At 68.0% G+C, this 23,643-nt stretch carries 18 protein-coding genes and 1 riboswitch; of the genes, 5 read left to right on the forward strand and 13 right to left on the reverse strand.

What is annotated here, in order from left to right; all coding sequences use genetic code 11:
* Positions 1 to 24: 24 nt before the first annotated feature.
* The 6 genes from mlaE to ACNQQL_RS12310 form a co-directional block, all read right to left on the reverse strand.
* The gene (mlaE, locus tag ACNQQL_RS12285) at positions 25 to 792 is read right to left on the reverse strand and encodes a lipid asymmetry maintenance ABC transporter permease subunit MlaE (protein ID WP_072443872.1); all 768 of its coding nucleotides are present in this window, start codon (positions 790 to 792) and stop codon (positions 25 to 27) included.
* On the reverse strand, positions 789 to 1,610 hold the full coding sequence (locus ACNQQL_RS12290) for an ABC transporter ATP-binding protein (RefSeq protein WP_006477138.1): 822 nt from the start codon (positions 1,608 to 1,610) through the stop codon (positions 789 to 791). Before ACNQQL_RS12290 ends, mlaE begins: the two co-directional genes overlap by 4 nt.
* A gap of 84 nt (positions 1,611 to 1,694) precedes the next feature.
* Positions 1,695 to 2,819: a thiamine phosphate synthase gene (thiE, locus tag ACNQQL_RS12295; protein WP_347064277.1), complete on the reverse strand. Its 1,125-nt coding sequence runs from the start codon at positions 2,817 to 2,819 to the stop codon at positions 1,695 to 1,697.
* Positions 2,816 to 3,631: a thiazole synthase gene (locus ACNQQL_RS12300; RefSeq protein ID WP_059232578.1), complete on the reverse strand. Its 816-nt coding sequence runs from the start codon at positions 3,629 to 3,631 to the stop codon at positions 2,816 to 2,818. Before ACNQQL_RS12300 ends, thiE begins: the two co-directional genes overlap by 4 nt.
* Before the next feature lie 38 nt (positions 3,632 to 3,669).
* Positions 3,670 to 3,867 carry a sulfur carrier protein ThiS gene (gene thiS / locus ACNQQL_RS12305; RefSeq protein ID WP_027783340.1) on the reverse strand — a complete coding sequence of 66 codons (198 nt, stop codon included), beginning with the start codon at positions 3,865 to 3,867 and terminating at the stop codon, positions 3,670 to 3,672.
* A 32-nt stretch (positions 3,868 to 3,899) separates the two neighbouring features.
* Positions 3,900 to 5,045, reverse strand: a complete 1,146-nt coding sequence (locus ACNQQL_RS12310; RefSeq protein WP_347064278.1) for an FAD-dependent oxidoreductase — start codon at positions 5,043 to 5,045, stop codon at positions 3,900 to 3,902.
* Positions 5,046 to 5,278: 233 nt separating this feature from the next.
* Positions 5,279 to 5,401, reverse strand: a riboswitch (TPP riboswitch).
* 269 nt (positions 5,402 to 5,670) lie between these two features.
* On the opposite strand from ACNQQL_RS12310, the gene ACNQQL_RS12315 reads away from it, so the two are divergent.
* The 4 genes from ACNQQL_RS12315 to ACNQQL_RS12330 all read left to right on the forward strand — a co-directional run bounded on the left by ACNQQL_RS12315 (position 5,671) and on the right by ACNQQL_RS12330 (position 10,914).
* Positions 5,671 to 7,443, forward strand: coding sequence for an ABC transporter ATP-binding protein/permease (locus ACNQQL_RS12315; RefSeq protein ID WP_072443866.1), 1,773 nt, complete (start codon positions 5,671 to 5,673; stop codon positions 7,441 to 7,443).
* Positions 7,440 to 8,207, forward strand: a complete 768-nt coding sequence (locus ACNQQL_RS12320) for an SDR family NAD(P)-dependent oxidoreductase (RefSeq protein WP_347064279.1) — start codon at positions 7,440 to 7,442, stop codon at positions 8,205 to 8,207. Before ACNQQL_RS12315 ends, ACNQQL_RS12320 begins: the two co-directional genes overlap by 4 nt.
* 135 nt (positions 8,208 to 8,342) lie before the next feature.
* On the forward strand, positions 8,343 to 9,605 hold the full coding sequence (locus ACNQQL_RS12325; protein ID WP_034183636.1) for an MFS transporter: 1,263 nt from the start codon (positions 8,343 to 8,345) through the stop codon (positions 9,603 to 9,605).
* A gap of 25 nt (positions 9,606 to 9,630) precedes the next feature.
* Positions 9,631 to 10,914, forward strand: a complete 1,284-nt coding sequence (locus tag ACNQQL_RS12330; RefSeq protein ID WP_347064280.1) for a D-amino acid dehydrogenase — start codon at positions 9,631 to 9,633, stop codon at positions 10,912 to 10,914.
* A 103-nt stretch (positions 10,915 to 11,017) separates the two neighbouring features.
* Here ACNQQL_RS12330 and thpR read toward each other — a convergent pair whose 3' ends face one another.
* From thpR to ACNQQL_RS12355, 5 genes are all read right to left on the reverse strand, one after another.
* Complete coding sequence (gene thpR, locus ACNQQL_RS12335; RefSeq protein WP_347064281.1) at positions 11,018 to 11,584, reverse strand: RNA 2',3'-cyclic phosphodiesterase; 567 nt, start codon at positions 11,582 to 11,584, stop codon at positions 11,018 to 11,020.
* A complete protein-coding gene (locus tag ACNQQL_RS12340; protein ID WP_347064282.1) occupies positions 11,581 to 13,071 on the reverse strand; it encodes an alanine/glycine:cation symporter family protein in 1,491 nt (496 codons plus the stop codon). The genes thpR and ACNQQL_RS12340 overlap by 4 nt, the downstream gene beginning before the upstream one ends.
* Positions 13,072 to 13,390: 319 nt before the next feature.
* Positions 13,391 to 14,857 carry a glutamate synthase subunit beta gene (locus ACNQQL_RS12345; RefSeq protein ID WP_347064283.1) on the reverse strand — a complete coding sequence of 489 codons (1,467 nt, stop codon included), beginning with the start codon at positions 14,855 to 14,857 and terminating at the stop codon, positions 13,391 to 13,393.
* 85 nt (positions 14,858 to 14,942) lie between these two features.
* Positions 14,943 to 19,646, reverse strand: coding sequence for a glutamate synthase-related protein (locus tag ACNQQL_RS12350; RefSeq protein ID WP_347064284.1), 4,704 nt, complete (start codon positions 19,644 to 19,646; stop codon positions 14,943 to 14,945).
* 289 nt (positions 19,647 to 19,935) lie between these two features.
* Positions 19,936 to 20,649, reverse strand: a complete 714-nt coding sequence (locus ACNQQL_RS12355; RefSeq protein WP_027783329.1) for a transposase — start codon at positions 20,647 to 20,649, stop codon at positions 19,936 to 19,938.
* A 193-nt stretch (positions 20,650 to 20,842) separates the two neighbouring features.
* Between ACNQQL_RS12355 and ACNQQL_RS12360 the strand changes: the two genes are divergently transcribed.
* Positions 20,843 to 21,574 (forward strand): OmpW/AlkL family protein, encoded by a 732-nt coding sequence (locus ACNQQL_RS12360; RefSeq protein WP_034183629.1) that lies wholly within the window; start codon positions 20,843 to 20,845, stop codon positions 21,572 to 21,574.
* A 164-nt stretch (positions 21,575 to 21,738) separates the two neighbouring features.
* On the opposite strand, the gene ugpQ is transcribed toward ACNQQL_RS12360, so the two are convergent.
* Together ugpQ and ACNQQL_RS12370 are read right to left on the reverse strand one after the other, a co-directional pair.
* Positions 21,739 to 22,503, reverse strand: coding sequence for a glycerophosphodiester phosphodiesterase (ugpQ, locus tag ACNQQL_RS12365; RefSeq protein ID WP_347064285.1), 765 nt, complete (start codon positions 22,501 to 22,503; stop codon positions 21,739 to 21,741).
* A 28-nt stretch (positions 22,504 to 22,531) separates the two neighbouring features.
* A complete protein-coding gene (locus ACNQQL_RS12370) occupies positions 22,532 to 23,617 on the reverse strand; it encodes a sn-glycerol-3-phosphate import ATP-binding protein UgpC (RefSeq protein WP_072443850.1) in 1,086 nt (361 codons plus the stop codon).
* Between the last annotated feature and the right edge of the window lie 26 nt (positions 23,618 to 23,643).

Consider the following 23,643-nt stretch of genomic DNA (forward strand, 5'->3'; position numbering starts at 1 on the left):
CCCAAAATATGGCTTGGCTGAGGCCTAGCTGAACATCAGCGCGGTCAGCAGGAAATCGAGGCCGAGTACGGCGAGCGACGCGAACACGACCGTCTTGGTGGTCGCGCGCGACACGCCTTCGGGCGTGGGCTTCGCTTCATACCCCTGGTACAGCGCAATGAAGGTCACGGCGAACCCGAACACGATGCTCTTCAGCACGCCGTTGCCGACGTCGGCCCAGACCTCGACCCCGCCCTGCATCTGCGACCAGAACGCGCCCGGATCGACGCCGATCAGCAGGACGCCGACGACGTAGCCGCCGAGCACGCCCACCGCGTTGAAGATCGCGGCCAGGAGCGGCATCGCGATGATGCCCGCCCACATGCGCGGCGCGATCACCGTCTTGATCGGGTCGACCGCCATCATCTCGAGCGCGGTGAGCTGCTCGCCGGCCTTCATCAGGCCGATCTCGGCCGTGAGCGACGTGCCCGCGCGGCCCGCAAACAGCAGCGCGGTGACGACGGGCCCAAGCTCGCGCACGAGCGACAGCGCGACCAGGAGGCCGAGCGCCTGCTCGGACCCGTAGCGATTCAGCGTGTAATACCCCTGCAGGCCGAGCACGAAGCCGACGAACAGCCCCGACACGGCAATGATCACGAACGAATAGTTGCCGAGGAAGTGGATCTGCTTCGTGACAAGCCGCGGCCGGCGCAGCAGCGGAAAGAATTCCAGCACGAGGCGCACGAACAGGCGCGTGCCGTAGCCCGTGCGCTCGAGGCCGCCGATGACGTAACGTCCGATCGCGCTGATCATGCGCGCCCTCCGCCGAGCCCGAAATCCGCTGCAAGCGGCGGGCTCGTGTAATGAAATTTGAACGGGCCGTCCGGCGCGCCGTCGATGAACTGCCGCACGCTCGGGTCGGTCGACGCGCGCAGCTCGTCGGGCGTGCCCTGCGCGAGCACACCGCCGTTGGCCAGGAAATACACGTAGTCGGCGATCGCGAACGATTCCGGCACGTCGTGCGTGACGAGGATCGACGTCGCGCCGAGCGCCTGGTTCAGCGTGCGGATCAGGTTCGCGGTGATGCCCAGCGAGATCGGATCGAGGCCCGCGAACGGTTCGTCGTACATGATGAGCTGCGGATCGAGCGCGATCGCGCGCGCCAGTGCGATGCGGCGCGCCATCCCGCCCGACACCTCGGACGGCATCAGGTCGCGCGCGCCGCGCAGGCCGACCGCGTTGAGCTTCATCAGCACGAGGTCGCGGATCAGGTCTTCGGGCAGGTCGGTGTGCTCGCGCAGCGCGAACGCGACGTTCTCGAACACCGACATGTCGGTGAACAACGCGCCGAACTGGAACAGCATGCCCATCTTGCGGCGCAGCGCATACAGGCCGTCGCGCGTTTGCGCGCCGACATCGGCGCCGTCGAACAGCACCTGGCCGCGGCGCGCGCGCACGAGGCCGCCGATCAGGCGCAGCACGGTCGTCTTGCCGCAACCCGACCCGCCCATGACCGCGACGACCTGCCCGCGCCCGAAGCGCAGGTTCAGGTTGGACAGGACGAGGCGGTCGCCGTAGCCAAAGTCGACGTCGCGAAGTTCCAGCAGGGTCTCGGTAGGAGTGGGGCTCACGGAGCGGACAGTCCTTTTACGCAGAACGCCGAATTATAGGGCCTGCATTGGAATGATGTCGTGACGCCGTTCCGGGCCCTGCGGTCAATGATTGTCAAATTGTCCGGGAAAACATTGCTGCAATGCAATAAGCGCTGTCCGATAGTCGGCCGCGGCCGTGACAGCGCTGACCACCGCGACGCTGCCGACGCCCGTCGCCAGCACGTCAGGCAGCGTATCGAGCCCCACCCCGCCGATCGCGACGAGCGGCGCCCGCGCGCCCGCAAAGCGCGCGTAGCGGGCGATCCGCGCGAGGCCCTGCGGCGGTGCGGCAACGGCCTTGGTCGCGGTCGCGTACACGGGGCCGAGCGCGAGATAGCTCGGGCGCTCGTGCAGCGCCCGCAACATTTCGTAATAACCATGGCTCGACAGCCCGAGCCGCAGGCCCGCACGCGCGATCGCGGCCAAATCGGCCGTTTCGAGATCTTCCTGGCCCAGATGAACGCCGTATGCGCCTTCATCTGCAGCGATCTGCCAGTGATCGTTGATGAACACGCGCGCATCGGGATAACGACGCCCGGCCGCGACCGCACGCGCGATTTCCCGGCGCAACGCGTCCGGCGCCGCGCCTTTCACGCGCAGTTGCACGGTCCGCACGCCGCAATCGAGCACGCGTTCGACCCATTCGGCGTCCGGCACGACCGGATACAGGCCGAGCTGCGCCGGGCACGGCGCGAACGCGGGCTCGGGCGCGGCCGGCAGCCCGGCGACGCGCGGGAACCGCGCGGCGTCGACCGGCCATGCGTCGACCGCACGCGTCTCGTCGCCGTCGCGCCACGCCAGCGCGAGCACCAGCGCGTCGACCGGCGCGAAGCCGCAATCGAGAAATGCGGCGAGCGCCGCGATCCAGTCGTCCGCGAGCGGATGCGCGGCGTCGAGCGCGTAGCGCGCAGCCGACGCATGCAGTACCGCGCCCTGCTCGTCGAATTCGATCGCGACCGCATCGGGCGACGCCGGTCGCGACGCGGCCGACGCGCGCGCCTGCGCGGTGCGGTCGCCGGCCGACACGATCAGCACGTCGCCGTCGGCCGGCACGTCGGGCGCCGCCACGCAAAGCCGCCACGGCGCCGCCGCGCCCGGCCAGTCGCCGAGCCGTGCGCGAATCCGCTCGGCCGCTTCGGCCAGTTCATCGGCCGGCGGCCAGAATGTGTCGGCGAAGCGCGCGCTCATGCGCCGCCCCCGTCCTGGTGCCAGAACGGCATCCCGACGACCGGCGTGCTCGCGTGCGCGGTCTCGCGCGCGTCCATCGGCCCGGCGAGATACGCGGCGCGGCCGGCCTCGACGCCCTGCGCAAAGGCGCGCGCCATGATCTCGGGGTGCGTGGCCTGCGACACCGCCGTGTTCAGCAGCACGCCGTCGAAGCCCCACTCCATCACCTGGCACGCGTGCGACGGCACGCCGAGCCCCGCGTCGACGATCAGCGGCACGTCGGGCAGCCGCTCGCGCAGCACGCGCAAGCCGTACGGGTTCACGACGCCCTTGCCCGTGCCGATCGGCGCGCCCCACGGCATCAGCGCCTCGCAGCCGGCGTCGAGCAGGCGCCGGCCGATCACGAGATCCTCGGTGCAGTACGGCAGCACCTTGAAACCGTCCTTCACCAGTTGCGCGGCGGCCTCGATCAGCCCGACCGGGTCGGGCTGCAGCGTGTAGTCGTCGCCGATCAGCTCGAGCTTGATCCAGTCGGTGCCGAACACCTCGCGCGCCATGTGCGCGGTCGTCACGGCCTCGGCGACGGTCTGGCAGCCGGCCGTGTTCGGCAGCAGCGGCACCGCGTGGCGCTTGAGCAGGTCGAAGAAGCCGGCTTCGGCCGTGCCGCCCGTCATCTGGCGGCGCAGCGCGACCGTCACCATCCCCGGCCGCGACGCGGCGATCGAATCGGACAGCGACTGCAGCGACGGATAGCGCGACGTGCCGAGCAGCACGCGGCTCGCGAAGGTTTCGCCATACAGCGTCAGCGCGTCGGCGGATGTGAGGGACGTCATGTCGTTTTCCTGGAAGTGCGGGGACGAACCGGCGGCACTCAGCCGCCCGCGACGGGGTGCACGACGTCGAGCTTGTCGCCCGCCGCGAGCGCGCGCGCCGCATGCTGCGTGCGCGCGACGAAGTTGCCGTTCAGCGCGACCGCGTACGGCGGACGCGCGCCGTACGCGGCGAGCGCGTCGGCCACCGTCGCGCCGTCGGGCAGCGTCAGGGTCTGTTGGTTGATCTGGATATCCATGATGCTTCGTCGGATTCGGTCGGCGGCGCGCGTCAGGCCGGCTGGCGCGCGTCGTTGCGGTGGTGAAGGAGCGTCGGCCAACGCGCGGCGGCGCGCCACGCGGCGAACGCGTCGGCATCGCCGAACGCGCCGCCGAGCGCGGCTTCGGCGAACGCCGCCGCCGCGTGCGCGACTTCCGGCGCGATCATGAAGCCGTGCCGGTACAGGCCGTTGACGGCGAGCGTCGACGCGCCGTCCCAGATCACCGCCGGGCGATGATCGGGCAGCGTCGGCCGGCACTGCGCATTGAGTTCGAGGATGCGCGCCTCGCCGAACGCCGGATGCACGGAGAACGCCGCGCTCAGCAGTTCGAGCGCGGAGCGCACGCTGACGGGCGACATGTCCTCGCCCTCCACCTCGGTCGCGCCGATTACGTAGAGATCGTCCTGCTTCGGCGCGATATACAGCGGATAGCGCGGATGCAGCAGCCGCACGGGCCGGGTGAGCCCGATGCCGGGCGCATGCACGCGCGCGACTTCGCCGCGGATGCCGCGCAGCGCGGGCAGCGCGGATTTCGCGCCGAGCCCGCGGCAATCGATCGTGAAATGCGCGGCGGGAAGGGTCGCATCGTCGATCGTGACGTGCCAGTGCAAGTCGACGCCGCGTTCGGCGAGGCCCGCCGCGAGCGCGCGCAGCGCCTGGCGGTTGTCGAGCTGGCCTTCGCGCGGCAGCAGCAGGCCGCGCGCGAAGCGGCCCGCGAGCGCGGGTTCGGCCGCATCGACCTGCGCACCCGCGAGCGTGACGAAGCCGCCGTCGAACAGGTCGGCCGGCGCGTTCGCGCGGAGGCGCCGCTCGACCTGCGGCGCCTCCGCGCGGTCCGCGTGATGCCAGACGACGAGCGTGCCGTGATGCTGGAAGAATACGGGTTCGGGCAGTTCGGCGAGCCACTGCGGCCAGCGCGCGAGCGACGCGACGCCGAGCTCGGTGATCAGCAGTTCCGCGCTCGCCGCTTCCGCGAGCGGCGCGAGCATCGCGGCCGCGATCCACGCGGCCGACTGCTCGCCGTCCGGGCCGCCGCGCTCGTAGAGCGCGACGCGATACCCGTCGCCCGCGAGCCGCCATGCAATCAGGCGGCCGACGAGGCCGCCGCCGAGCACCGCGAAATCGGGCCGTGCGGGCCGTGAATCCTGGACGTTCATCGCGCACGCTCCTCGCGAACCGCGCGGGCGCGCACGACGAACGTCGACGCGCACGCGCCGTCCCGTGCGAACGCACGCGACATCGGGCCGGGAGCCATGCAAAAGACTGAAGATTGTGCGGTCATCATTCCTTCCGTAACGCGCATACGCGTACCCAAAAGGACGAAACCGGCAGCAAAGGCCGGCCGGGCGGGACTCGGGCGCTGACCATGTGGGATGGCAGCCAGCGCGGCCCGGCGGGATCAGAAACTTCCCTCGCCGGTATTACCCGGATCGGGTGCGAAGGGTCTTTCTCAGCCTCGCCGCACCGCGCTGAACTTCCGCCGGCCGCATGCAAAGCACCCCTGTTTCGTCGTCGGCCATTAGACCATAAAAGCGGAAAGCGCCGCAAACTGTCCCCTGCGGCAAATTCGCCGGCGCGCCGCGCCGCTCTGGCACAATGCCCGCAGGCCGGCCGCACGAGCGGCCGGTTGCCGCGTCACCGCCGGCCCTTAAGCGCCGTTTAAGACGCGCGGGCGACCATCCGCAACGCCCGCCGTCAGTCGGCGCCTCGCCCCGGCATGCCGTATCGTGGCGCGCGCCCGGCCTCGCCCGGCCCGCGCGCCGGCTACTCATCAGGAAGCACATGACCCAATCGATCGACCCCGTCCGCTCCGCCGCCTCCGACGCGCCGCAGGACGAGCGCCCGGTATCCGCATGGAGCCTCATCAAGCCCTACTGGGTATCGTCCGAATGGAAAGTCGCGTGGGGGCTGCTGGTCACGATCATCGCGATCAACCTCTGCGTGGTGTGGATCAACGTCCGGCTGAACAAGTGGAACGCCGAGTTCTACAACGCGCTGCAGTCGAAGGACGTCCACGACTTCCCGCACCTGCTGATGCAGTTCTCCGCGCTCGCGTTCGCGTTCATCATCCTCGCGGTGTACGGCCGCTACCTGCGGCAGATGCTCGGCTTCCGCTGGCGCCAGTGGCTCACCGACCGTTTTCTCGGCCAGTGGCTCGGCGATCGCGCGTTCTACCGGATCGAACGCGACCGCCTCGCGGACAACCCCGACCAGCGGATCACCGACGACCTCCAGTCGTTCTCGACCACGACGCTCGCGCTGTCGCTCGACCTGCTGTCGACGGTCGTCACGCTCGTGTCGTTCATCACGATCCTGTGGTCGCTCGCCGGTGCGCTGACGTTCACGCTCGGCGCCACGCCGATCTCGATTCCCGGCTACATGGTGTGGGCGGCCGCGCTGTACGCGGTGGTCGGCTCGCTGATCATCCAGAAGGTCGGCCATCCGCTTGTGTCGATCAACTACCAGCAGCAGCGCGTCGAGGCCGATTTCCGCTTCGGGCTGATCCGCGTGCGCGAGAACGCCGAGCAGATCGCGTTCTACGACGGCGAGAAAACCGAGACCGGCAACGCGCAAAACCTCTTCATGCGCATCCGCGACAACTGGTGGCGCGTGATGAAGTACACGAAGCGCCTCACGTTCGTGCTGAGCTTCTACGGGCAGATCGCGATCATCTTCCCGCTCGTCGTCGCCGCGCCGCGGTACTTCGCGGGCGCGTTCTCGTTCGGCGTGCTGATGCAGATCTCGTCCGCGTTCGGCACCGTCAGCGATTCGTTCTCGTGGTTCATCAACAGCTACTCGACCCTCGTCGAATGGCGCGCCACCGTCAACCGTCTGCGCGAATTCAAGCGCGTGATGGGCACGTCGCACCTGAAGGAAAGCCTGTCGCCCGCGACCGAGCACGGCGGCATCAACCTGCACTACGTCGACGCGGCGAAGCTGTCGACGTCGTCGCTCAAGCTCGCGCTGCCGAACGGCAACGCGCTCGCGGAGATCGGCAACGTGACGATCGAGCCGGGTTCGCGCTGGCTCGTGATCGGTAAATCGGGTTCTGGCAAGAGCACGTTCATGCGCGCGCTCGCGGGCCTCTGGCCGTTCGGCGACGGCGCGATCGACGCGCCGGTCGGCGCGCGGATGATGTTCGTGCCGCAGACGAGCTATTTGCCGATCGGCACGCTGAAGGCCGCGCTCACCTATCCGGCGACGCCCGACACGTTCAGCGACGACGCGTGCCGCGACGCGCTGCGCGCATGCCGCCTCGAGGATTACGTCGAGCGCCTCGACGAAACCGCGCACTGGACGCGCGTGCTGTCGCCGGGCGAGCAGCAGCGCCTTGCCGGCGCACGCGTGCTGCTGCACAAGCCCGACTTCCTGTTCCTCGACGAAGCGACCAGCGCGCTCGACACCGACAACGAGGCACGCCTGTACCACCTGTTCGCCGAACGGCTGCCAAAGGCCGCGATCGTCAGCATCGCGCATCGCGAGTCGCTGGCCGCGTTCCACGTCGGCACGATCAACGTCGAGCGCGTGAACGCCGGCGACAAGGTGGCTGCGTGAGCGCACGCGCCGCGCGCATCGTGCTGATCACCGGCGCAGGCTCGGGGATCGGCGCGGCGCTCGCGCGACGACTCGCGGCGCCCGGCATCGCGCTGGCACTGCACGCGCGCGGCGCGGACGATGCGGCGCGGGCCCGGCTCGCCGAAGTCGGGCGCGCCTGCACGGCGGCCGGCGCGCAATGCATCACGCTCACCGGCGATCTCGCCGCGCCGGGCGTCGCCGCCACGCTCGTCGACGCAACCGCCACGCGCTTCGGCGGGCTCGACCAGCTCGTCGCGAACGCCGGCTTCGCCGCGCGGCAGGCCTTTTCCGATCTTTCCGCGGACACGCTCGCGTCCGCCTTCGCGGCGATGCCCGGCGCGTTCTCCGCGCTCGCGGGCCGCGCGCGGCCGCTGCTCGAAGCGTCGGCCGCGCCGCGGATCGTCGCGCTCAGTTCGTTCGTCGCGCACCGCTACCGTGCCGATGCGCCGTTCGCGGCCACCGCCGCCGCGAAAGCCGCGCTTGAATCGCTGGTGCGCACCGCGGCCGCCGAATTCGCCGCGCGCGGCATCACCGTCAACGCGGTCGCGCCCGGCTTCACACGCAAGGACCACGGGCCGAGCGCCGGCAACGCCGCCACGTGGACGCAGGCCGAACAGGCGACACCGCTCGGCCGGATCGCCGAACCCGACGACGTCGCCGCATTGATCGCGTTCCTGCTGTCGGACGCGGCGCGGCAGATCACCGGCCAGGTCATCCACGTCGACGGCGGCCTGACGCTCTGAAGCGGCATCGCCCCCTCCTTCCCGCATACCCGCTTTCCCGCACGAACCTGCATCGGCCTTTTTGGCCGGCCGCATCGCGACCGTAAAATAACCGTCACGCGGCAGCTCGATACGAGACGAGAGGGGGCGGCAAGCATGCAGGCATTCCAGTGGTTCAACGAATTGTCGTCGCGCGAGCGCAAGACGCTGTACGCCGGATTCGGCGGCTACGCGGTCGATGCGTTCGACTTCATGATCTACTCGTTCCTGATCCCGACGCTGATCGCCACGTGGGGAATGACGAAGAGCGAGGCCGGGATGATCGCGACGAGTTCGCTGATCTCGTCGGCAGTCGGCGGCTGGGCCGCCGGCATCCTCGCCGACCGCTACGGCCGCGTGCGCGTGCTGCAGTGGACGATCGCGACGTTCGCACTGTTCACGTGCCTGTCCGGTTTCACGCATTCGTTCTGGCAGCTACTCGCGACGCGCACGCTGCAGGGCTTCGGTTTCGGCGGCGAATGGTCGGTCGTGACGATCATGATGGCCGAAACGATCCGCTCGCCCGAGCATCGCGCGAAGGCCGTCGGCACCGTGCAAAGCAGCTGGTCGTTCGGCTGGGCCGCGGCCGCGATCCTGTACTGGGCGTTCTTCGCGCTGCTGCCCGAGCAGGTCGCGTGGCGCGCGTGCTTCTGGATCGGCATCGTGCCCGCGCTGTGGATCCTGTACATCCGCCGCAACGTCAGCGATCCCGACATCTATACGGCCACGCGCCGCGCGCGCGACGAAGGCCGCGTGTCGGGCCACTTCCTCGAGATCTTCTCGCCGCCGCACCTGCGCGCGACGCTGTTCGGCAGCGCGCTGTGCACCGGGATGCTCGGCGGCTACTACGCGATCACGACGTGGCTGCCCACCTACCTGAAAACCGTCCGCCACCTGTCCGTGTTCAACACGAGCGGTTATCTCGTCGTGCTGATCGTCGGTTCGTTCGTCGGCTACGTGGTCGGCGCGATCCTGTCCGACCGGCTCGGCCGCCGCGCGTCGTTCATCCTGTTCGCGATCGGCTCGTTCTCGCTCGGCATGGCGTACACGATGCTGCCGATCACCGATACCGCGATGCTGCTGCTCGGCTTCCCGCTCGGCATCGTCGTGCAGGGGATCTTCGCGGGCGTCGGCGCATACCTGTCGGAGTTGTATCCGGGCGCGATCCGCGGCTCGGGCCAGGGCTTCTGCTACAACCTCGGCCGCGGGCTCGGCTCGTTCTTCCCGATTCTCGTCGGCTCGCTGTCGCAGTCGATGTCGCTCGTGAAGGCGATCGGCCTCGTCGCGGGCGGCGGCTACCTGCTCGTGATCGTCGCCGCGCTCGTGCTGCCGGAAACGCGCGGCAAGTCGCTCGTCGACGATCCGGCCGTCGCGTCGTGAGCGCCCTCCTCGTTCCGGAAACCGCATGCACGTGATCGTTCTCGGCGCCGGCGTGATCGGCGTCACCACCGCGTGGCACCTGCGCGAAGCTGGCTGCGACGTCACCGTGATCGAGCGCGAGGCCGACGTCGCGCAGGCGACGAGCCTCGGCAACGCGGGCGTGATCGCGCCCGGCTACGTGACGCCGTGGGCCGCGCCCGGGATGCCCGGCAAGATCCTCAAGTACCTGTTCAAGCCCGCGTCGCCGCTGATCTTCCGGCCGACGCTCGACACCGCGCAGTGGCGCTGGATCGCGCGCTGGCTGCGCGAATGCGAGTTCGAGCGGTTCCGCGTGAACAAGCAGCGCATGCAGCGCATCGCGTATTACAGCCGCGCGTGCCTGCATGCGTTTCGCGACCGTTATCCGTTCGACTACGGCGCGAGCCGCGGCTACCTGCAACTGTTGCGCGGCGCATTCGACGTCGAGATGGTGCAGCCCGCGCTGAAGGTACTGCGCGATGCCGGCATCGCGTTTCGCGAACTCGACGCGGCCGGCTGCACGGCGATCGAGCCGGGCCTGCGCTGGGCGCGGCAGGCGCCCGTCGGTGGCATCTACCTGCCCGACGACGAAGCCGGCGACTGCGCACGCTTCACGCGCGAACTGCGTACGCTGTGCGAGTCGAACGGCGTGACGTTCCGCTTTCGCACCGCGATCCGCGCGCTCGACGTCGCGGGCGGCAAGGTGCGCGGCGTGCGGATCGAATCGGACGAAGAAGGGGCCGCCGCACGACGTGACGCACCGCTCGCCGCCGACGCGATCGTCGTCGCGCTCGGCGTCGACAGCGCCGGCCTGCTGCGGCCGCACGGCATCGACGTGCCGCTGTATCCGGTGAAAGGCTACTCGGCGACACTCGCGGTCGCCGACGATGAAAAGGCGCCGCACGCCGCGCTGATGGACGAATCGCTGAAGACGGCGATCACGCGCTTCGGCCCGGCGCTGCGCGTGGCGGGCACCGCGGAGCTCGGCAACCGGCACGCGGCGCTGCGGCAGCAGGCGCTCGATACGCTGATGAAGGTGCTCGACGACTGGTTCCCGCACGCGGCCGATCGCGCGTCGGCGCGCTTCTGGGTCGGCCGCCGGCCGATGACGCCCGACGGGCCGCCGCTGCTCGGCGCGAGCGGTATCGACGGGCTCTGGCTCAACGTCGGCCACGGCTCGACGGGCTGGGCGATGTCGATGGGTTCGGGAAAGGTGGTGGCGGATCTCGTTACCGGACGCGAGCCGGAGATCGACCTGTCGGGCCTGACGCTCGCGCGCTACGGGCGGTAGGCCGGGTGCCGGGTAGCACCACCGTCGATGCGATGCGGTGTGACACGACGCGATGGCCTGATCCGCACAACGCGCGGCCATCGCATTGCATCTCGAGCGCCGCTCACCGCACCGCCCGGCCGTCCGCCCATGCGATCGGCGCCGATACGATCGGCCGATGCGACACGCCCTCGTGCGACAACCTGCTTTCGAACAGCGTCAGCGCTTCGATGCGCAGCACGACCGGCCGCCCGGGCGCGCCGCCGTGCGCGGGTTGTCCGACCGCGTCGCGCGGCAGCCGCGCGAGCGTCACGTGCGGCCGGAACGGCCGCCGGTCGACCGGGACGCCGAGTTCAGCCAGCAGCGCCATCAGCCCGGCATTCAGCGCGACGCAGGCCGGATCGGCACCGAGCTCCGCGACGATCAGCCTCGCACGCGGCAGGCTCGGCCACCACGCGATCCGCTCGACCGGCAGCAGCGGCAGAGCATGCGCGGCTGCGAGCGCGGGCAGGTGCGCGGCCAGCGCGTCGCACCGTTCCCGTTCGATCGCGCCGATGAACGCGAGCGTCAGGTGCAGTTGCACGGGCAGCGTGCGCCGTGCACCGCGGGTGACCGGCAACGCATGCAGCGCATCGCGCGAGGCCGCATCGGGCATCAGCGCGACGAACGCACGGAGCCGGTCGCCGGTCATGACCCGCTCACCGCGGCACGCGGCGCGCTCGCCGCTTCGGCGGAAACCGGACGCTGCGGCAGCGGGCCGTGCTCGCCCCACACGTCGGCCGGCAGCACGCGCGCGAGTTCCGGGATCGTGTTGCGCGTGAACACCGGATCGGCGATGCCTGCCGCGCGCTGGCGGCGATAGTCGGCCCACGCGGCGTGCGCATACTTGCCGAGCGCGAGGATCGCGATCAGGTTGATGATCGCCATCAGCCCCATGCTCGTATCGGCCATCGCCCACACGAGCGGCAGTTGCCCGACGCTGCCGAACATCACCATCCCGAGCACCGCGACGCGGAACAGCGGCAGCACGCCGCGCCGCTTCGTGATGAATTCGACGTTGCCTTCCGCATACGCGTAGTTGCCAATCACCGACGAGAACGCGAGGAAGAAGATCGCGACGGCCATGTAGATGCCGCCCCAGTCGCCGACGTGGCTCGAGATCGCGCGCTGCGTGAGCGCCGCGCCCTCCATGCCGGTGCCGAGCTCGTACTGGCCCGACAGCAGGATCACGAATGCGGTCGCGCTGCAGATCACGATCGTGTCGACGAACACGCCGAGCATCTGGATCAGCCCCTGCGTGACGGGGTGCCGCGTGCTCGCGGTCGCGGCCGCGTTCGGCGCACTGCCCATCCCTGCTTCGTTCGAGAACAGCCCGCGCTTCACGCCGATCGCGATCGCCTGGCTGACCGCATAGCCCGTCAGGCCGCCCGCCGCCTGCTCGAGGCCGAACGCGCTCTTCACGATCAGTGCGATCACGCCCGGCACCAATGCGATATGCGTCGCGACCGCGTAGACCGCGAGCGCGAGATAGCCGATCGCCATCAGCGGCACGATCACCTGCGCGACCGTCGCGATGCGACGGATGCCGCCGAAGATGATCGGCGCGCTCAGCAGCACGAGACCGAGGCCGACCGTCTCGCGGCTCCAGCCGAACGACGTATGGAACGCGTCGGCGATCGCGTTGGCCTGCACCGCGTTGAACACGAAGCCGAACGCGAGGATCAGCGACAGCGAGAACAGCACGCCGAAGCGGCGCGAACGCAGGCCGGTCTGGATGTAGTACGCGGGGCCGCCGCGATAGCTGCCGTCCGGGTGCGACACCTTGAAGATCTGCGCGAGCGTCGCCTCGACGAACGCGGACGACATCCCGACGAGCGCCGTCATCCACATCCAGAAGATCGCGCCCGGCCCGCCGACCGTCAGCGCGACCGCGACGCCGGCGATGTTGCCGGTGCCGACGCGGCTCGCGAGCCCGGTCGCGAACGCCTGGAACGACGAGATGCTGCCCGGTTCGCCCTTGCTGCCGACCAGTTTCATGCTGAGGAACAGCGCCTTCAACTGGATCATCCGGAACCGCAACGTGAACCACGCACCGGCGCCGAGCAGCAGCGCAATCAGCACGTAGTTCCACAACACGCCGTTGACGGCGTCGATCAGCCCATGCAGGAGTGCTTCCATCCAGAGTCCTTGTAAATAGGGTCGGTCACATGCGACCACCGCGAATGCGGCCCGAGGGGCGACATGATATGACAGTTTTCAAGGATTATTACAAAACGAAAGGAAAGGAGATGATGGAAAATCGGCGACGGATGTGATCAGATTAGGCGACGCTTCGCGAAAATGGCGAGCGCAGCGCAGCGACGCGGCCGGATCGAACGGCGTCGGGGGAACGCGCGGTACCGGCTGACCGATGGGCATCGGCGCGCGCCAGCGACAAAAAAACCGGGCGCCCTTTCGGACGCCCGGCTCTCATCGAAACCCGCTCACTCTATTCAGTTCAGCGCGGCAGTTCCGAATGCCCCATCAGGTACGCATCGACCGAGCGCGCGCACTGGCGGCCTTCGCGAATCGCCCACACCACCAGCGACTGGCCGCGACGCATGTCGCCTGCCGCGAACACCTTGTCGACCGACGTGTAGTACGAACGATCGCCTTCGGTCGCCGCACGTGCATTGCCGCGCGCGTCCTTCGCGACGCCGAACGCGTCGAGCACGGGCGCCGCCGGCTGCGTGAAGCCCATCGCGAGCAGCACGAGATCGGCCTTCATCTCGAACTCGGTGCCCGGCACTTCCTGCATCTTGCCGTCCTTCCACTCGACGCGCACCGCGATCAGCTTCTCGACCTTGCCGTTCTTGCCTTCGAGACGCTTCGTCGCGACCGCCCAGTCGCGCTCGCAGCCTTCCTCGTGCGACGACGACGTGCGCAGCTTGATCGGCCAGTACGGCCACACGAGCGGCTTGTTTTCCTCTTCCGGCGGCTGCGGCAGCAGCTCGAACTGCGTGACCTGCTTCGCGCCGTGACGGTTCGACGTGCCGACGCAGTCCGAACCCGTATCGCCGCCGCCGATCACGATCACGTGCTTGCCCTTGGCGAGCAGCTGGTCGACGAGCTTGTCGCCCGCGTTCACGCGGTTCTGCTGCGGCAGGAAATCCATCGCGAAATGAACACCCGCGAGCTCGCGGCCCGGCACCGGCAGATCGCGCGGCGTTTCCGAACCGCCGGCGATCACGACCGCGTCGAATTCTTCCTTCAGCGTGTCCGGCGAAATGGTTTCCTTCGCGAGGCTGCCGATCGACTCGGGCAGCGGATCCTTGCCGATGAACACGCTGGTGCGGAACGTCACGCCTTCCGCTTCCATCTGGCGCATACGGCGATCGATCAGCCACTTCTCGAGCTTGAAGTCGGGAATCCCGTAGCGCAGCAGGCCGCCGACACGGTCGTTCTTCTCGAACACCGTCACGTCATGGCCCGCGCGCGCGAGCTGCTGCGCGGCGGCGAGGCCCGCAGGGCCCGAGCCGACGACGGCAACCTTCTTGCCCGTCTTGTGCGCAGCCGGCTCAGGCTTCACCCAGCCTTCCGCCCAGGCCTTGTCGATGATCGCGTGCTCGATCGACTTGATGCCGACCGGGTCTTCGTTGATCCCGAGCGTACACGCGGCCTCGCACGGCGCAGGGCAGATGCGGCCCGTGAATTCCGGGAAGTTGTTGGTCGAGTGCAGGACTTCGATCGCCTGCTGCCAGTCCTGGCGGTAAACGAGATCGTTGAAGTCCGGGATGATGTTGTTGACCGGGCAGCCGTTGTTGCAGAACGGGATGCCGCAATCCATGCAGCGCGCGCCCTGGACCTTCGCATCCGCGTCGGTCAGTGCCGCGACGAATTCCTTGTAGTGCTTCACGCGCGTGAGCGGTGCTTCGTACGCCTCGTGGCGGCGTTCGAACTCCAGAAAACCGGTTGCCTTGCCCATAAGGTGCTCTTCTGTTCGGTGTATCGGGTGGGGGAGCCGCGCGCGGCAATCATGCGCGCGCGGCATTCGCTATGTCGTTCGTCGCTCAGGCGGCCAGCACTTCCTTCGCCGCCTTCTTCGCACCGATCTCGCCCAGCGCGCGCTTGTATTCGTGCGGGAACACCTTCACGAACTGGCGGCGCGCCGCGTCCCAGTTTTCCAGCAGCGACTTCGCGCGCGGCGAACCCGTGAACTGGAAATGACGCTCGACGAGCCCCTTGAGCAGCGCTTCGTCCGTCGTGCCTGCGTGCCAGAGTGCGCGATCGACCGTGCGCTCCTGCTCGGCCTGCTGCAGCACCGGCTCGAGCGCGACCATCGACTTGTTGCACTTCGCCGCGAACGTGCCTTCCGGATCGTAGATGTACGCGATGCCGCCCGACATGCCGGCCGCGAAGTTGCGCCCCGTCTCGCCGAGCACGACGACCGTGCCGCCCGTCATGTATTCGCAGCCGTGGTCGCCCGTGCCTTCGACGACCGCCGTCGCGCCCGAGTTGCGCACGCAGAAGCGCTCGCCCGCGACGCCGCGGAAGAACGCTTCGCCTTCGATCGCGCCGTACATCACCGTGTTGCCGCAGATGATGTTTTCCTCGGACTTGCCGCGGAAGTCGTTGGTCGGGCGAATAATGATCCGGCCGCCCGACAGGCCCTTGCCGACGTAGTCGTTGCCGTCGCCGACGAGGTCGAGCGTCACGCCCTTCGCGAGGAACGCGCCGAAGCTCTGGCCGGCCGTGCCCTTCAGCTGGATGTGCACCGCGTCGTCGGCCAGGCCGTCATGGCCGTGCTTCTTCGCGATCACGCCCGACAGCATCGCGCCGACCGTACGGTTCACGTTGCGCACCGGCTGGATGAACGACACATGCTCGCCGTTCTCGATCGCGGCTTTCGCCTTCTCGATCAGCACGTGGTCGAGCGCACGCTCGAGGCCGTGATCCTGCACGTCGACGTGACGCGGCGCGACGTCCTCGCATTCTTCCGGCTGGTAGAACACGCGCGAGAAGTCGAGGCCCTTCGCCTTCCAGTGCTCGACGCCCTTGCGCGTATCGAGCAGGTCGGCGCGGCCGATCAGGTCGTCGAACTTCGCGATGCCGAGCTGCGCCATGATCTCGCGCACTTCCTCGGCGACGAAGAAGAAGTAGTTCACGACGTGCTCGGGCTGGCCCTTGAACTTCGCACGCAGCACCGGATCCTGCGTCGCGACGCCGACCGGGCACGTGTTCAGGTGGCACTTGCGCATCATGATGCAGCCTTCGACGACGAGCGGTGCCGTCGCGAAGCCGAATTCGTCCGCGCCGAGCAGCGCGCCGATCACGACGTCGCGGCCCGTCTTCATCTGGCCGTCGGCCTGCACGCGGATGCGGCCGCGCAGGCGGTTCAGCACCAGCGTCTGCTGCGTTTCGGCGAGGCCGAGTTCCCACGGCGTGCCCGCGTGCTTGACCGACGACAGCGGCGATGCGCCCGTGCCGCCGTCATGGCCGGCGATCACGACGTGATCGGCCTTCGCCTTCGCGACACCGGCCGCGACCGTGCCGACGCCCACTTCCGATACGAGCTTCACCGAGATGCTCGAGCTCGGGTTCACGTTCTTCAGGTCGTGGATCAGCTGCGCCAGATCCTCGATCGAGTAGATGTCGTGGTGCGGCGGCGGCGAGATCAGGCCGACGCCCGGCACCGAGTAGCGCAGCTTGCCGATGTATTCGGACACCTTGTGGCCCGGTAGCTGGCCGCCTTCGCCCGGCTTCGCGCCCTGCGCCATCTTGATCTGGATCTGGTCGGCCGACGCGAGGTACTCGGCGGTGACGCCGAAGCGGCCCGACGCGACCTGCTTGATCTTCGAGCGCAGCGAATCGCCGTCCTTCAACGGAATGTCGCTGACGATCTCGTCGCCGATCACCGACTTCAGCGTCTCGCCCGACTTGATCGGAATGCCGCGCAGCTCGTTGCGGTAGCGCTTTTCGTCCTCGCCGCCTTCGCCGGTGTTCGACTTGCCGCCGATCCGGTTCATCGCGATCGCGAGCGTCGCGTGCGCTTCGGTGCTGATCGAGCCGAGCGACATCGCGCCCGTCGCAAAGCGCTTGACGATGTCCTTCGCCGGTTCGACTTCGTCGATCGAAATCGCCTTCGCCGGCGACACCTTGAACTCGAACAGGCCGCGGAACGTCATGTGACGCTTGGTCTGGTCGTTGATCAGGTGCGCGTATTCCTTGTACGTCTGGTACGAGTTGCTGCGCGTCGCGTGCTGCAGCTTCGCGATCGAATCCGGCGTCCACATGTGGTCTTCGCCGCGCACGCGGTACGCGTACTCGCCGCCGGCGTCGAGCATGTCGCGCAGGACCGGATTGTCGCCGAACGCGTCGCGGTGCAGGCGGATCGCCTCTTCCGCGACTTCGAACAGGCCGATGCCGCCGACCTTCGACGCCGTGCCCTTGAAGTACTTCTCGACGAGGTCGCTCGACAGGCCGAGCGCTTCGAAGATCTGCGCGCCCGTGTACGACATGTACGTCGAGATGCCCATCTTCGACATCACCTTCTGCAGGCCCTTGCCGACCGCCTTCGTGAAGTTGTAGACGGCCTTCTCCGGCGACAGGTCGCCCGACAGGCCCTCTGCCATCTTCGCGAGCGTTTCCATCGCGAGGTACGGGTGCACGGCTTCCGCGCCGTAGCCCGCGAGCAGCGCGAAGTGATGCGTTTCACGCGCGGAGCCCGTTTCGACGACGAGGCCCGTGCTCGTGCGCAGCCCTTGCTGCACGAGGTGCGTGTGGATCGCCGACGTGGCGAGCAGCGCCGGAATCGCGACGTGCTCGGCGTCCGTCTTGCGGTCCGACACGATCAGCATGTTGTAGCCCGACTTCACCGCGTCGACGGCTTCCGCGCACAGCGACGCGAGGCGCGCCTCGATGCCCTCCTTGCCCCAGGCGACCGGGTAGCAGATGTTCAGTTCGTACGCGCTGAACTTGCCTCCCGTGTACTGGTCGATCGCGCGGATCTTTGCGATGTCCTTGAAGTCGAGCACCGGCTGCGACACTTCGAGACGCATCGGCGGGTTGATGTTGTTCGTGTCGAGCAGGTTCGGCTTCGGGCCGATGAACGACACGAGCGACATGACCATGTTCTCGCGGATCGGGTCGATCGGCGGGTTCGTGACCTGCGCGAACAGCTGCTTGAAGTAGTGATAGAGCGTCTTGTTCTTGTTCGACATCACCGCCAGCGGCGAGTCGTTGCCCATCGAACCGACGGCCTCTTCGCCCTGCAGCGCCATCGGCGCCATCAGGAACTTCAGGTCTTCCTGCGTATAGCCGAACGCCTGCTGGCGATCGAGCAGCGCGGCGCCCTGCGTGCGGCCGGCCGCGACTTCCTCGGCCTTCGGCTCGATCTCGTCGAGCTTGATACGCACGGCGTCGATCCAGCTCTTGTACGGCTTCGCGTTCGCGAGGTTGTCCTTCAGTTCCTTGTCGTCGATGATGCGGCCGTGTTCCATGTCGATCAGGAACATCTTGCCCGGCTGCAGGCGCCACTTCTTGACGATCTTCGATTCGGGGATCGGCAGCGTGCCGGCTTCCGACGCCATGATGACGAGGTCGTCGTCCGTGACGATGTAGCGCGCCGGGCGCAGGCCGTTACGGTCGAGCGTCGCGCCGATCTGGCGGCCGTCGGTGAACGCGATCGCGGCCGGACCGTCCCACGGCTCCATCATCGCGGCGTGGTATTCGTAGAACGCGCGGCGGTTGTCGTCCATCAGCGTGTGCTGTTCCCACGCTTCCGGGATCATCATCATCACCGCGTGCACGAGCGGGTAGCCGGCCATCACCAGCAGCTCGAGGCAGTTGTCGAACGATGCGGTGTCCGACTGGCCCGGGTAGATCAGCGGCCACAGCTTCGGCAGGTCGTCGGCGAGCACGTGCGACGCGATCGCGCCGGTACGCGCGTTCAGCCAGTTCACGTTGCCCTTCACGGTGTTGATCTCGCCGTTGTGCGCGATCATCCGGTACGGGTGGGCCAGTTCCCACGCCGGGAACGTGTTGGTCGAGAAGCGCTGGTGCACGAGCGCGAGCGCCGACACGACGCGCGCGTCCTGCAGGTCGCGGTAATACACGCCGACCTGGCCGGCCAGCAGCAGCCCCTTGTAGACGACCGTGCGCGCCGACATCGACGGCACGAAGTATTCCTTGCCGTGCTTGAGCTTCAGCGCCTGGATGCGGTGGCTCGCCGTCTTGCGGATCACGTACAGCTTCCGCTCGAGCGCGTCCGTCACCATGATGTCCTTGCCGCGGCCGATGAAGATCTGGCGGATCAGCGGCTCGCTCGCCTTCACGGTCGGCGAAATCGGCATCGCATGGTCGACCGGCACGTCGCGCCAGCCGAGCACGACCTGGCCTTCGGCCTTCACCGTGCGCTCGAGCTCCTGCTCGCACGCGAGACGCGACGCGTTTTCCTTCGGCAGGAAGATCATCCCGACCCCGTATTCGCCGGCGGGCGGCAGCATCACGCCCTGCTTCGACATTTCTTCGCGATAGAACGCGTCCGGAATCTGGATCAGGATGCCCGCGCCGTCGCCCATCAGCGGATCGGCGCCGACCGCGCCGCGGTGATCGAGGTTCTCGAGGATCTTCAGACCCTGCTGGATGATCTCGTGGCTCTTCTTGCCCTTGATGTGAGCGACGAAGCCGACGCCACAGGCGTCGTGTTCGTTTTGCGGGTCGTACAGACCTTGTGCGGCGGGCACCGCGGCGAGCGGCTGCTGGTGGTCGTTCATGGGGACACCGTCGTAAAGGGGGCCTGGAGGGCCATTGAACCGTTTTGTTGTTGCCGTCGATCCCGCTCCCGACGGGAGACGGCGCGGCCGACAGTGGGTGGGCATGCTTCGCCCGGGCCACCGGAATTCGGAATATACGCGACGAATCAAAGGAATAGCAACAAAAACCGCTTGATAGAACCCCAATTAAATGGATGCTTCGATCTGGTGCTGTTTTATTGGGGCCGCATCGTTTTGGTGCAAAAAGAAGCGGCGCCCGTAGCGCCGCTTCCCGGCCGCCGTTCCCGCGTTACTGCTGGATCGGCGGCGTGTTCTCACGCACCTTTCTGGGGCGTCCACGCGGCAGCGGCGACACGCGCCGGTTCGCGGTGCGCGCCGCCCACTCGCGGTAGTTCTCGCCGCCGAGCACCCAGCCCTTCAGCGTCGCCTGCTGCAACTGGTCGGCCTGCCGCTCGTCGAGCGGCTGCTCGCACAGCTCCTTGTACGCACGCTGGCGGTCGAACGGCGTGTTGCCGAGCGCCCAGTAGAGCGGATGGTCGGTGATCAGGCTGTCGACGGTGAGCCCGACGTGATGCCGGTAGCTCGACCAGCGATAGGCTTCGGGCGTCGCGACAAGTTGCGAGCGCACCGGGCTCATCTCGACCACGCGGCTCGCGAGCAGGAAATAGCGCTCGCCTTCGATCACGGTCGCGCGATAGCGGCCTTCCCACAGGGTGCCGCGCCGCGAATAACGCCGGTTGAAATGCGCGACGTAGCGGCGACCGACGGCCTGCATCGCTTTCGGCAGGCTCGCCTCGTCGCTCGGCGTCACGAGGAGTTGCACCTGGCGCGGCAGCAGCACATAGGCATGCACCGACAGGTGATGATCGCGCGCGGCGGCCTTCAGGCAATCGATGAAGAGTTCGTAGTCCTGGTCGTCGACGAACGCGGGTTGCTGATCCAGGCCGCGCAGTATCACGTGCTGCGGCTGGTCGGGAACGTAGAGTCGTGCTAGCCGTGCCATGCTGAATGTCCGTTTGAACGCGTTAGGAAATACCCGGAGGTCCGAAAATGCACACCTGCGTAGAATGCCCGTCCTGTCGGTGCGCGGATACGTACGATCGTGCTAATCCTAGGGTGAAAACTCTAACTTCCGAGCTTGTTTGGTTTTAAACGCAGTCGTCATAATGAGCACGCCTTTGATCGGAGGAGACACAATGAAACGAAAACTGGCCATTACGGGGGCCGCAGCGCTCGCATTCACGTTTGCGGGCGGTACGGCACATGCACAATCCGCAGGTGATTTCTACGTCAGCACCGGCTGGCTGCACCTGTCGCCGCAGGACAGCAGCGACCCGCTGTTCGTGTACCGCGTTGGCGGCACGCCCATCAACCAATCGATTCCCAACACGGGCGCCGGCATCAACGACGCCGACACGCTTGGACTCGCAACTGGCTACTTCGTCACCGACCACATCTCCACCGAGCTCGTTATGGGGATACCGCCGAAGTTCGACATTACAGGCAAGGGTCAGTTCGAAAAGTTCGGCGTACTCGGCCGTGCGTACCAGTGGAGCCCCGCCGTATTGCTTCGCTACCACTTCAACGACGCCAACGCGAAGTTCCGTCCGTATGTCGGCGTCGGCGCGACGTATGTCTGGTTCACCGGCGCAAAGATCACGAACGGCACGTTCGAGAACGGCGTGCTCGGCGGCCCGACCAGCGCGACGACCAGCAACCAGTGGGCGCCCGTCTTCAACGCCGGCTTCTCGTACAACTTCACGAAACACTGGTTCGCGGGCCTGTCGATCTCGTACATCCCGGTCAGCGTGACCGCGACCTTCACGACGGCCCGCCGGACGCCGGTCGGCACCCTGACCGAAACGTCGAAAGCGAAGATCTCGCTCAACCCGATCGTCACGTACCTGAACGTCGGCTACCGCTTCTAAGCGTAGTCGAATATTTGGGGAATGGTTAATCCTGCTGCAATTTGTAGCGGAATTTTCGTGACGTAACGTCTCCACGATGCAAAACGCCCCGGCGGGATTCCCGCCGGGGCGTCGTTTTTTTGTCTCAGGGTCTTCCCGCACCCACCGTCGCGCGGGACCGGCCGCTACGCGATGTCATCCAGCGCATCGGAGGCGATCAGGTCGATCCGGTCCGTGCAGACCGCGTCGACGCCCCAGCGCGCGAGTTCGCGCGCCCGTTCGAGGTCGTTCACCGTGTATGCCAGGATGCGCAGCCCGGCCGCCTTGATCGCGCGCACGAGCGGTTCGTCGAGCCGTTTGTGGTCTGCATGCAACGATATGCAGCCGAGCGCGCCGACAACCTGCGCATGCCAGTCGTCCGGCACCGCCTCGTAAAGCATCCCGCACGGCAGCGCCGGCACGGTCGCGCGCGCCTGCTGCAGCGCATCGAACGAGAACGACGACAGCAGCGGCGGCACCGCGGCATCGCGCCAGTACGCGGCCGCATCGGCCGCCACGCGCTCCCCCGTCTCGCGCTCGCGCCCCGGGCACGGCTTGATCTCGACATTCGCGGCCAGGCCGTGCGCGATGCAGCGCGCCGCCGCCGCCTCGAGCGTCGGCATCCGCTCGCCCGCGAAGCGCGCGTCGAGCCACGCGCCCGCGTCGAGCGCGGCCAGCGCCGCATAACGCATGCCCGCCGCCGCCCCCTGGCCGTTCGAGGTCCGATCGACCGTGTCGTCGTGCAGCAGGAACGTTACGTCGTCAGCCGACAGCTTCGCGTCGAACTCGACCATCCGGTGACCGCGTCGCGCCCCCTCGTCGAGCGCGGCGAGCGTGTTCTCCGGCGCGAGCGTGCCGCCGCCGCGATGGGCGACGACGCGAGGATAAGGCCAGTCGGTACGGGAAGTCATCGTCGGTCTCTCGGCAAATGCAGCAGGTTCAGCCGGCACGCTTGCCGGTTTCGGGATCGAAGAAATGCAGCCGATGCGCGGGCAGCGCGGCCGCCAGCGCCGTGCCGCGCGCCGGACGGTCCGCGTGCGGCAGGCGCACCGCGACGTCGTGATTGCCCCAGCGGCCGTGTGCGAGATTGTCCGCGCCGAGCAGCTCGCACGAGTCGACGGGCAGCGTCGCCTGCGCGACGCCCGGCTGCGGTGTCATGTGTTCGGGGCGCACGCCGAGCACCCAGTCGCGCCCGGTGGCGATCGCGGCGCCGATACCGGGCGCGCCGGCGACCGGCAGCGCGGGGCCGCCGCCCGCGACCGTGAAGGTCGCGCCGTCGTCCGACAGCCGGCCGTGCATCAGGTTCATCGCGGGGGAGCCGATGAAGCCCGCGACGAACACCGTCGCCGGCTTCTCGTACACGTCGACCGGCGCGCCGATCTGCTCCGCGTAGCCGCGATTCATCACGATCACGCGCTGCGCGAGCGTCATCGCCTCGATCTGGTCGTGCGTCACGTAGACGCTCGTCGTCGCGAGCCGCGCATGCAGCCGCTGGATCTCGAGCCGCATCTGCACGCGCAGCTTCGCGTCGAGGTTCGACAACGGTTCGTCGAACAGGAACACCGACGGCTCGCGCACGATCGCGCGCCCCATCGCGACGCGCTGCCGCTGGCCGCCCGACAGCTCGCGCGGCCGCCGCGCGAGCAGCGGCTCGAGCTCGAGGATCTTCGCGGCCGCGGCCACCCGCGAGTCGATCGCCGCACGCTCGATCCCGCGGATCTTCAGCCCGTAGCCCATGTTCTGCGCGACCGTCATGTGCGGGTACAGCGCATAGTTCTGGAATACCATCGCGATATCGCGATCCTTCGGCTCCAGCGCGTTGACGACCCGGTCGCCGATCGCGATCTCGCCGTCCGTCACGCTCTCGAGCCCCGCGATCATCCGCAGCAACGTCGATTTGCCGCAGCCCGACGGGCCGACCAGCACGATGAATTCGCCGTCGGCGATCTCGACGTCGATGCCATGCAGCACATGCTGCTTGCCGTCGTAGGATTTCCTGACGCCCTTCAAGCTCAGCGCAGCCATACTTGGTCTTTCTCCCGGTTGCCGTC

It is taken from the genome of Burkholderia sp. LFS061 (genome assembly GCF_047978125.1).
GTDB classification, from domain to species: domain Bacteria; phylum Pseudomonadota; class Gammaproteobacteria; order Burkholderiales; family Burkholderiaceae; genus Burkholderia; species Burkholderia pyrrocinia_C.

What these genes read in the sequence shown, in the direction of transcription:
- mlaE (WP_072443872.1), bottom strand. Translation starts at nt 792, where the DNA reads ATGATCAGCGCGATCGGACGTTACGTCATCGGCGGCCTCGAGCGCACG.
- thiE (WP_347064277.1), bottom strand. Translation starts at nt 2,819, where the DNA reads ATGAGCGCGCGCTTCGCCGACACATTCTGGCCGCCGGCCGATGAACTG.
- ACNQQL_RS12300 (WP_059232578.1), bottom strand. Translation starts at nt 3,631, where the DNA reads ATGACGTCCCTCACATCCGCCGACGCGCTGACGCTGTATGGCGAAACC.
- thiS (WP_027783340.1), bottom strand. Translation starts at nt 3,867, where the DNA reads ATGGATATCCAGATCAACCAACAGACCCTGACGCTGCCCGACGGCGCG.
- ACNQQL_RS12310 (WP_347064278.1), bottom strand. Translation starts at nt 5,045, where the DNA reads ATGAACGTCCAGGATTCACGGCCCGCACGGCCCGATTTCGCGGTGCTC.
- ACNQQL_RS12315 (WP_072443866.1), top strand. Translation starts at nt 5,671, where the DNA reads ATGACCCAATCGATCGACCCCGTCCGCTCCGCCGCCTCCGACGCGCCG.
- ACNQQL_RS12325 (WP_034183636.1), top strand. Translation starts at nt 8,343, where the DNA reads ATGCAGGCATTCCAGTGGTTCAACGAATTGTCGTCGCGCGAGCGCAAG.
- ACNQQL_RS12330 (WP_347064280.1), top strand. Translation starts at nt 9,631, where the DNA reads ATGCACGTGATCGTTCTCGGCGCCGGCGTGATCGGCGTCACCACCGCG.
- thpR (WP_347064281.1), bottom strand. Translation starts at nt 11,584, where the DNA reads ATGACCGGCGACCGGCTCCGTGCGTTCGTCGCGCTGATGCCCGATGCG.
- ACNQQL_RS12340 (WP_347064282.1), bottom strand. Translation starts at nt 13,071, where the DNA reads ATGGAAGCACTCCTGCATGGGCTGATCGACGCCGTCAACGGCGTGTTG.
- ACNQQL_RS12345 (WP_347064283.1), bottom strand. Translation starts at nt 14,857, where the DNA reads ATGGGCAAGGCAACCGGTTTTCTGGAGTTCGAACGCCGCCACGAGGCG.
- ACNQQL_RS12350 (WP_347064284.1), bottom strand. Translation starts at nt 19,646, where the DNA reads ATGAACGACCACCAGCAGCCGCTCGCCGCGGTGCCCGCCGCACAAGGT.
- ACNQQL_RS12355 (WP_027783329.1), bottom strand. Translation starts at nt 20,649, where the DNA reads ATGGCACGGCTAGCACGACTCTACGTTCCCGACCAGCCGCAGCACGTG.
- ACNQQL_RS12360 (WP_034183629.1), top strand. Translation starts at nt 20,843, where the DNA reads ATGAAACGAAAACTGGCCATTACGGGGGCCGCAGCGCTCGCATTCACG.
- ugpQ (WP_347064285.1), bottom strand. Translation starts at nt 22,503, where the DNA reads ATGACTTCCCGTACCGACTGGCCTTATCCTCGCGTCGTCGCCCATCGC.
- ACNQQL_RS12370 (WP_072443850.1), bottom strand. Translation starts at nt 23,617, where the DNA reads ATGGCTGCGCTGAGCTTGAAGGGCGTCAGGAAATCCTACGACGGCAAG.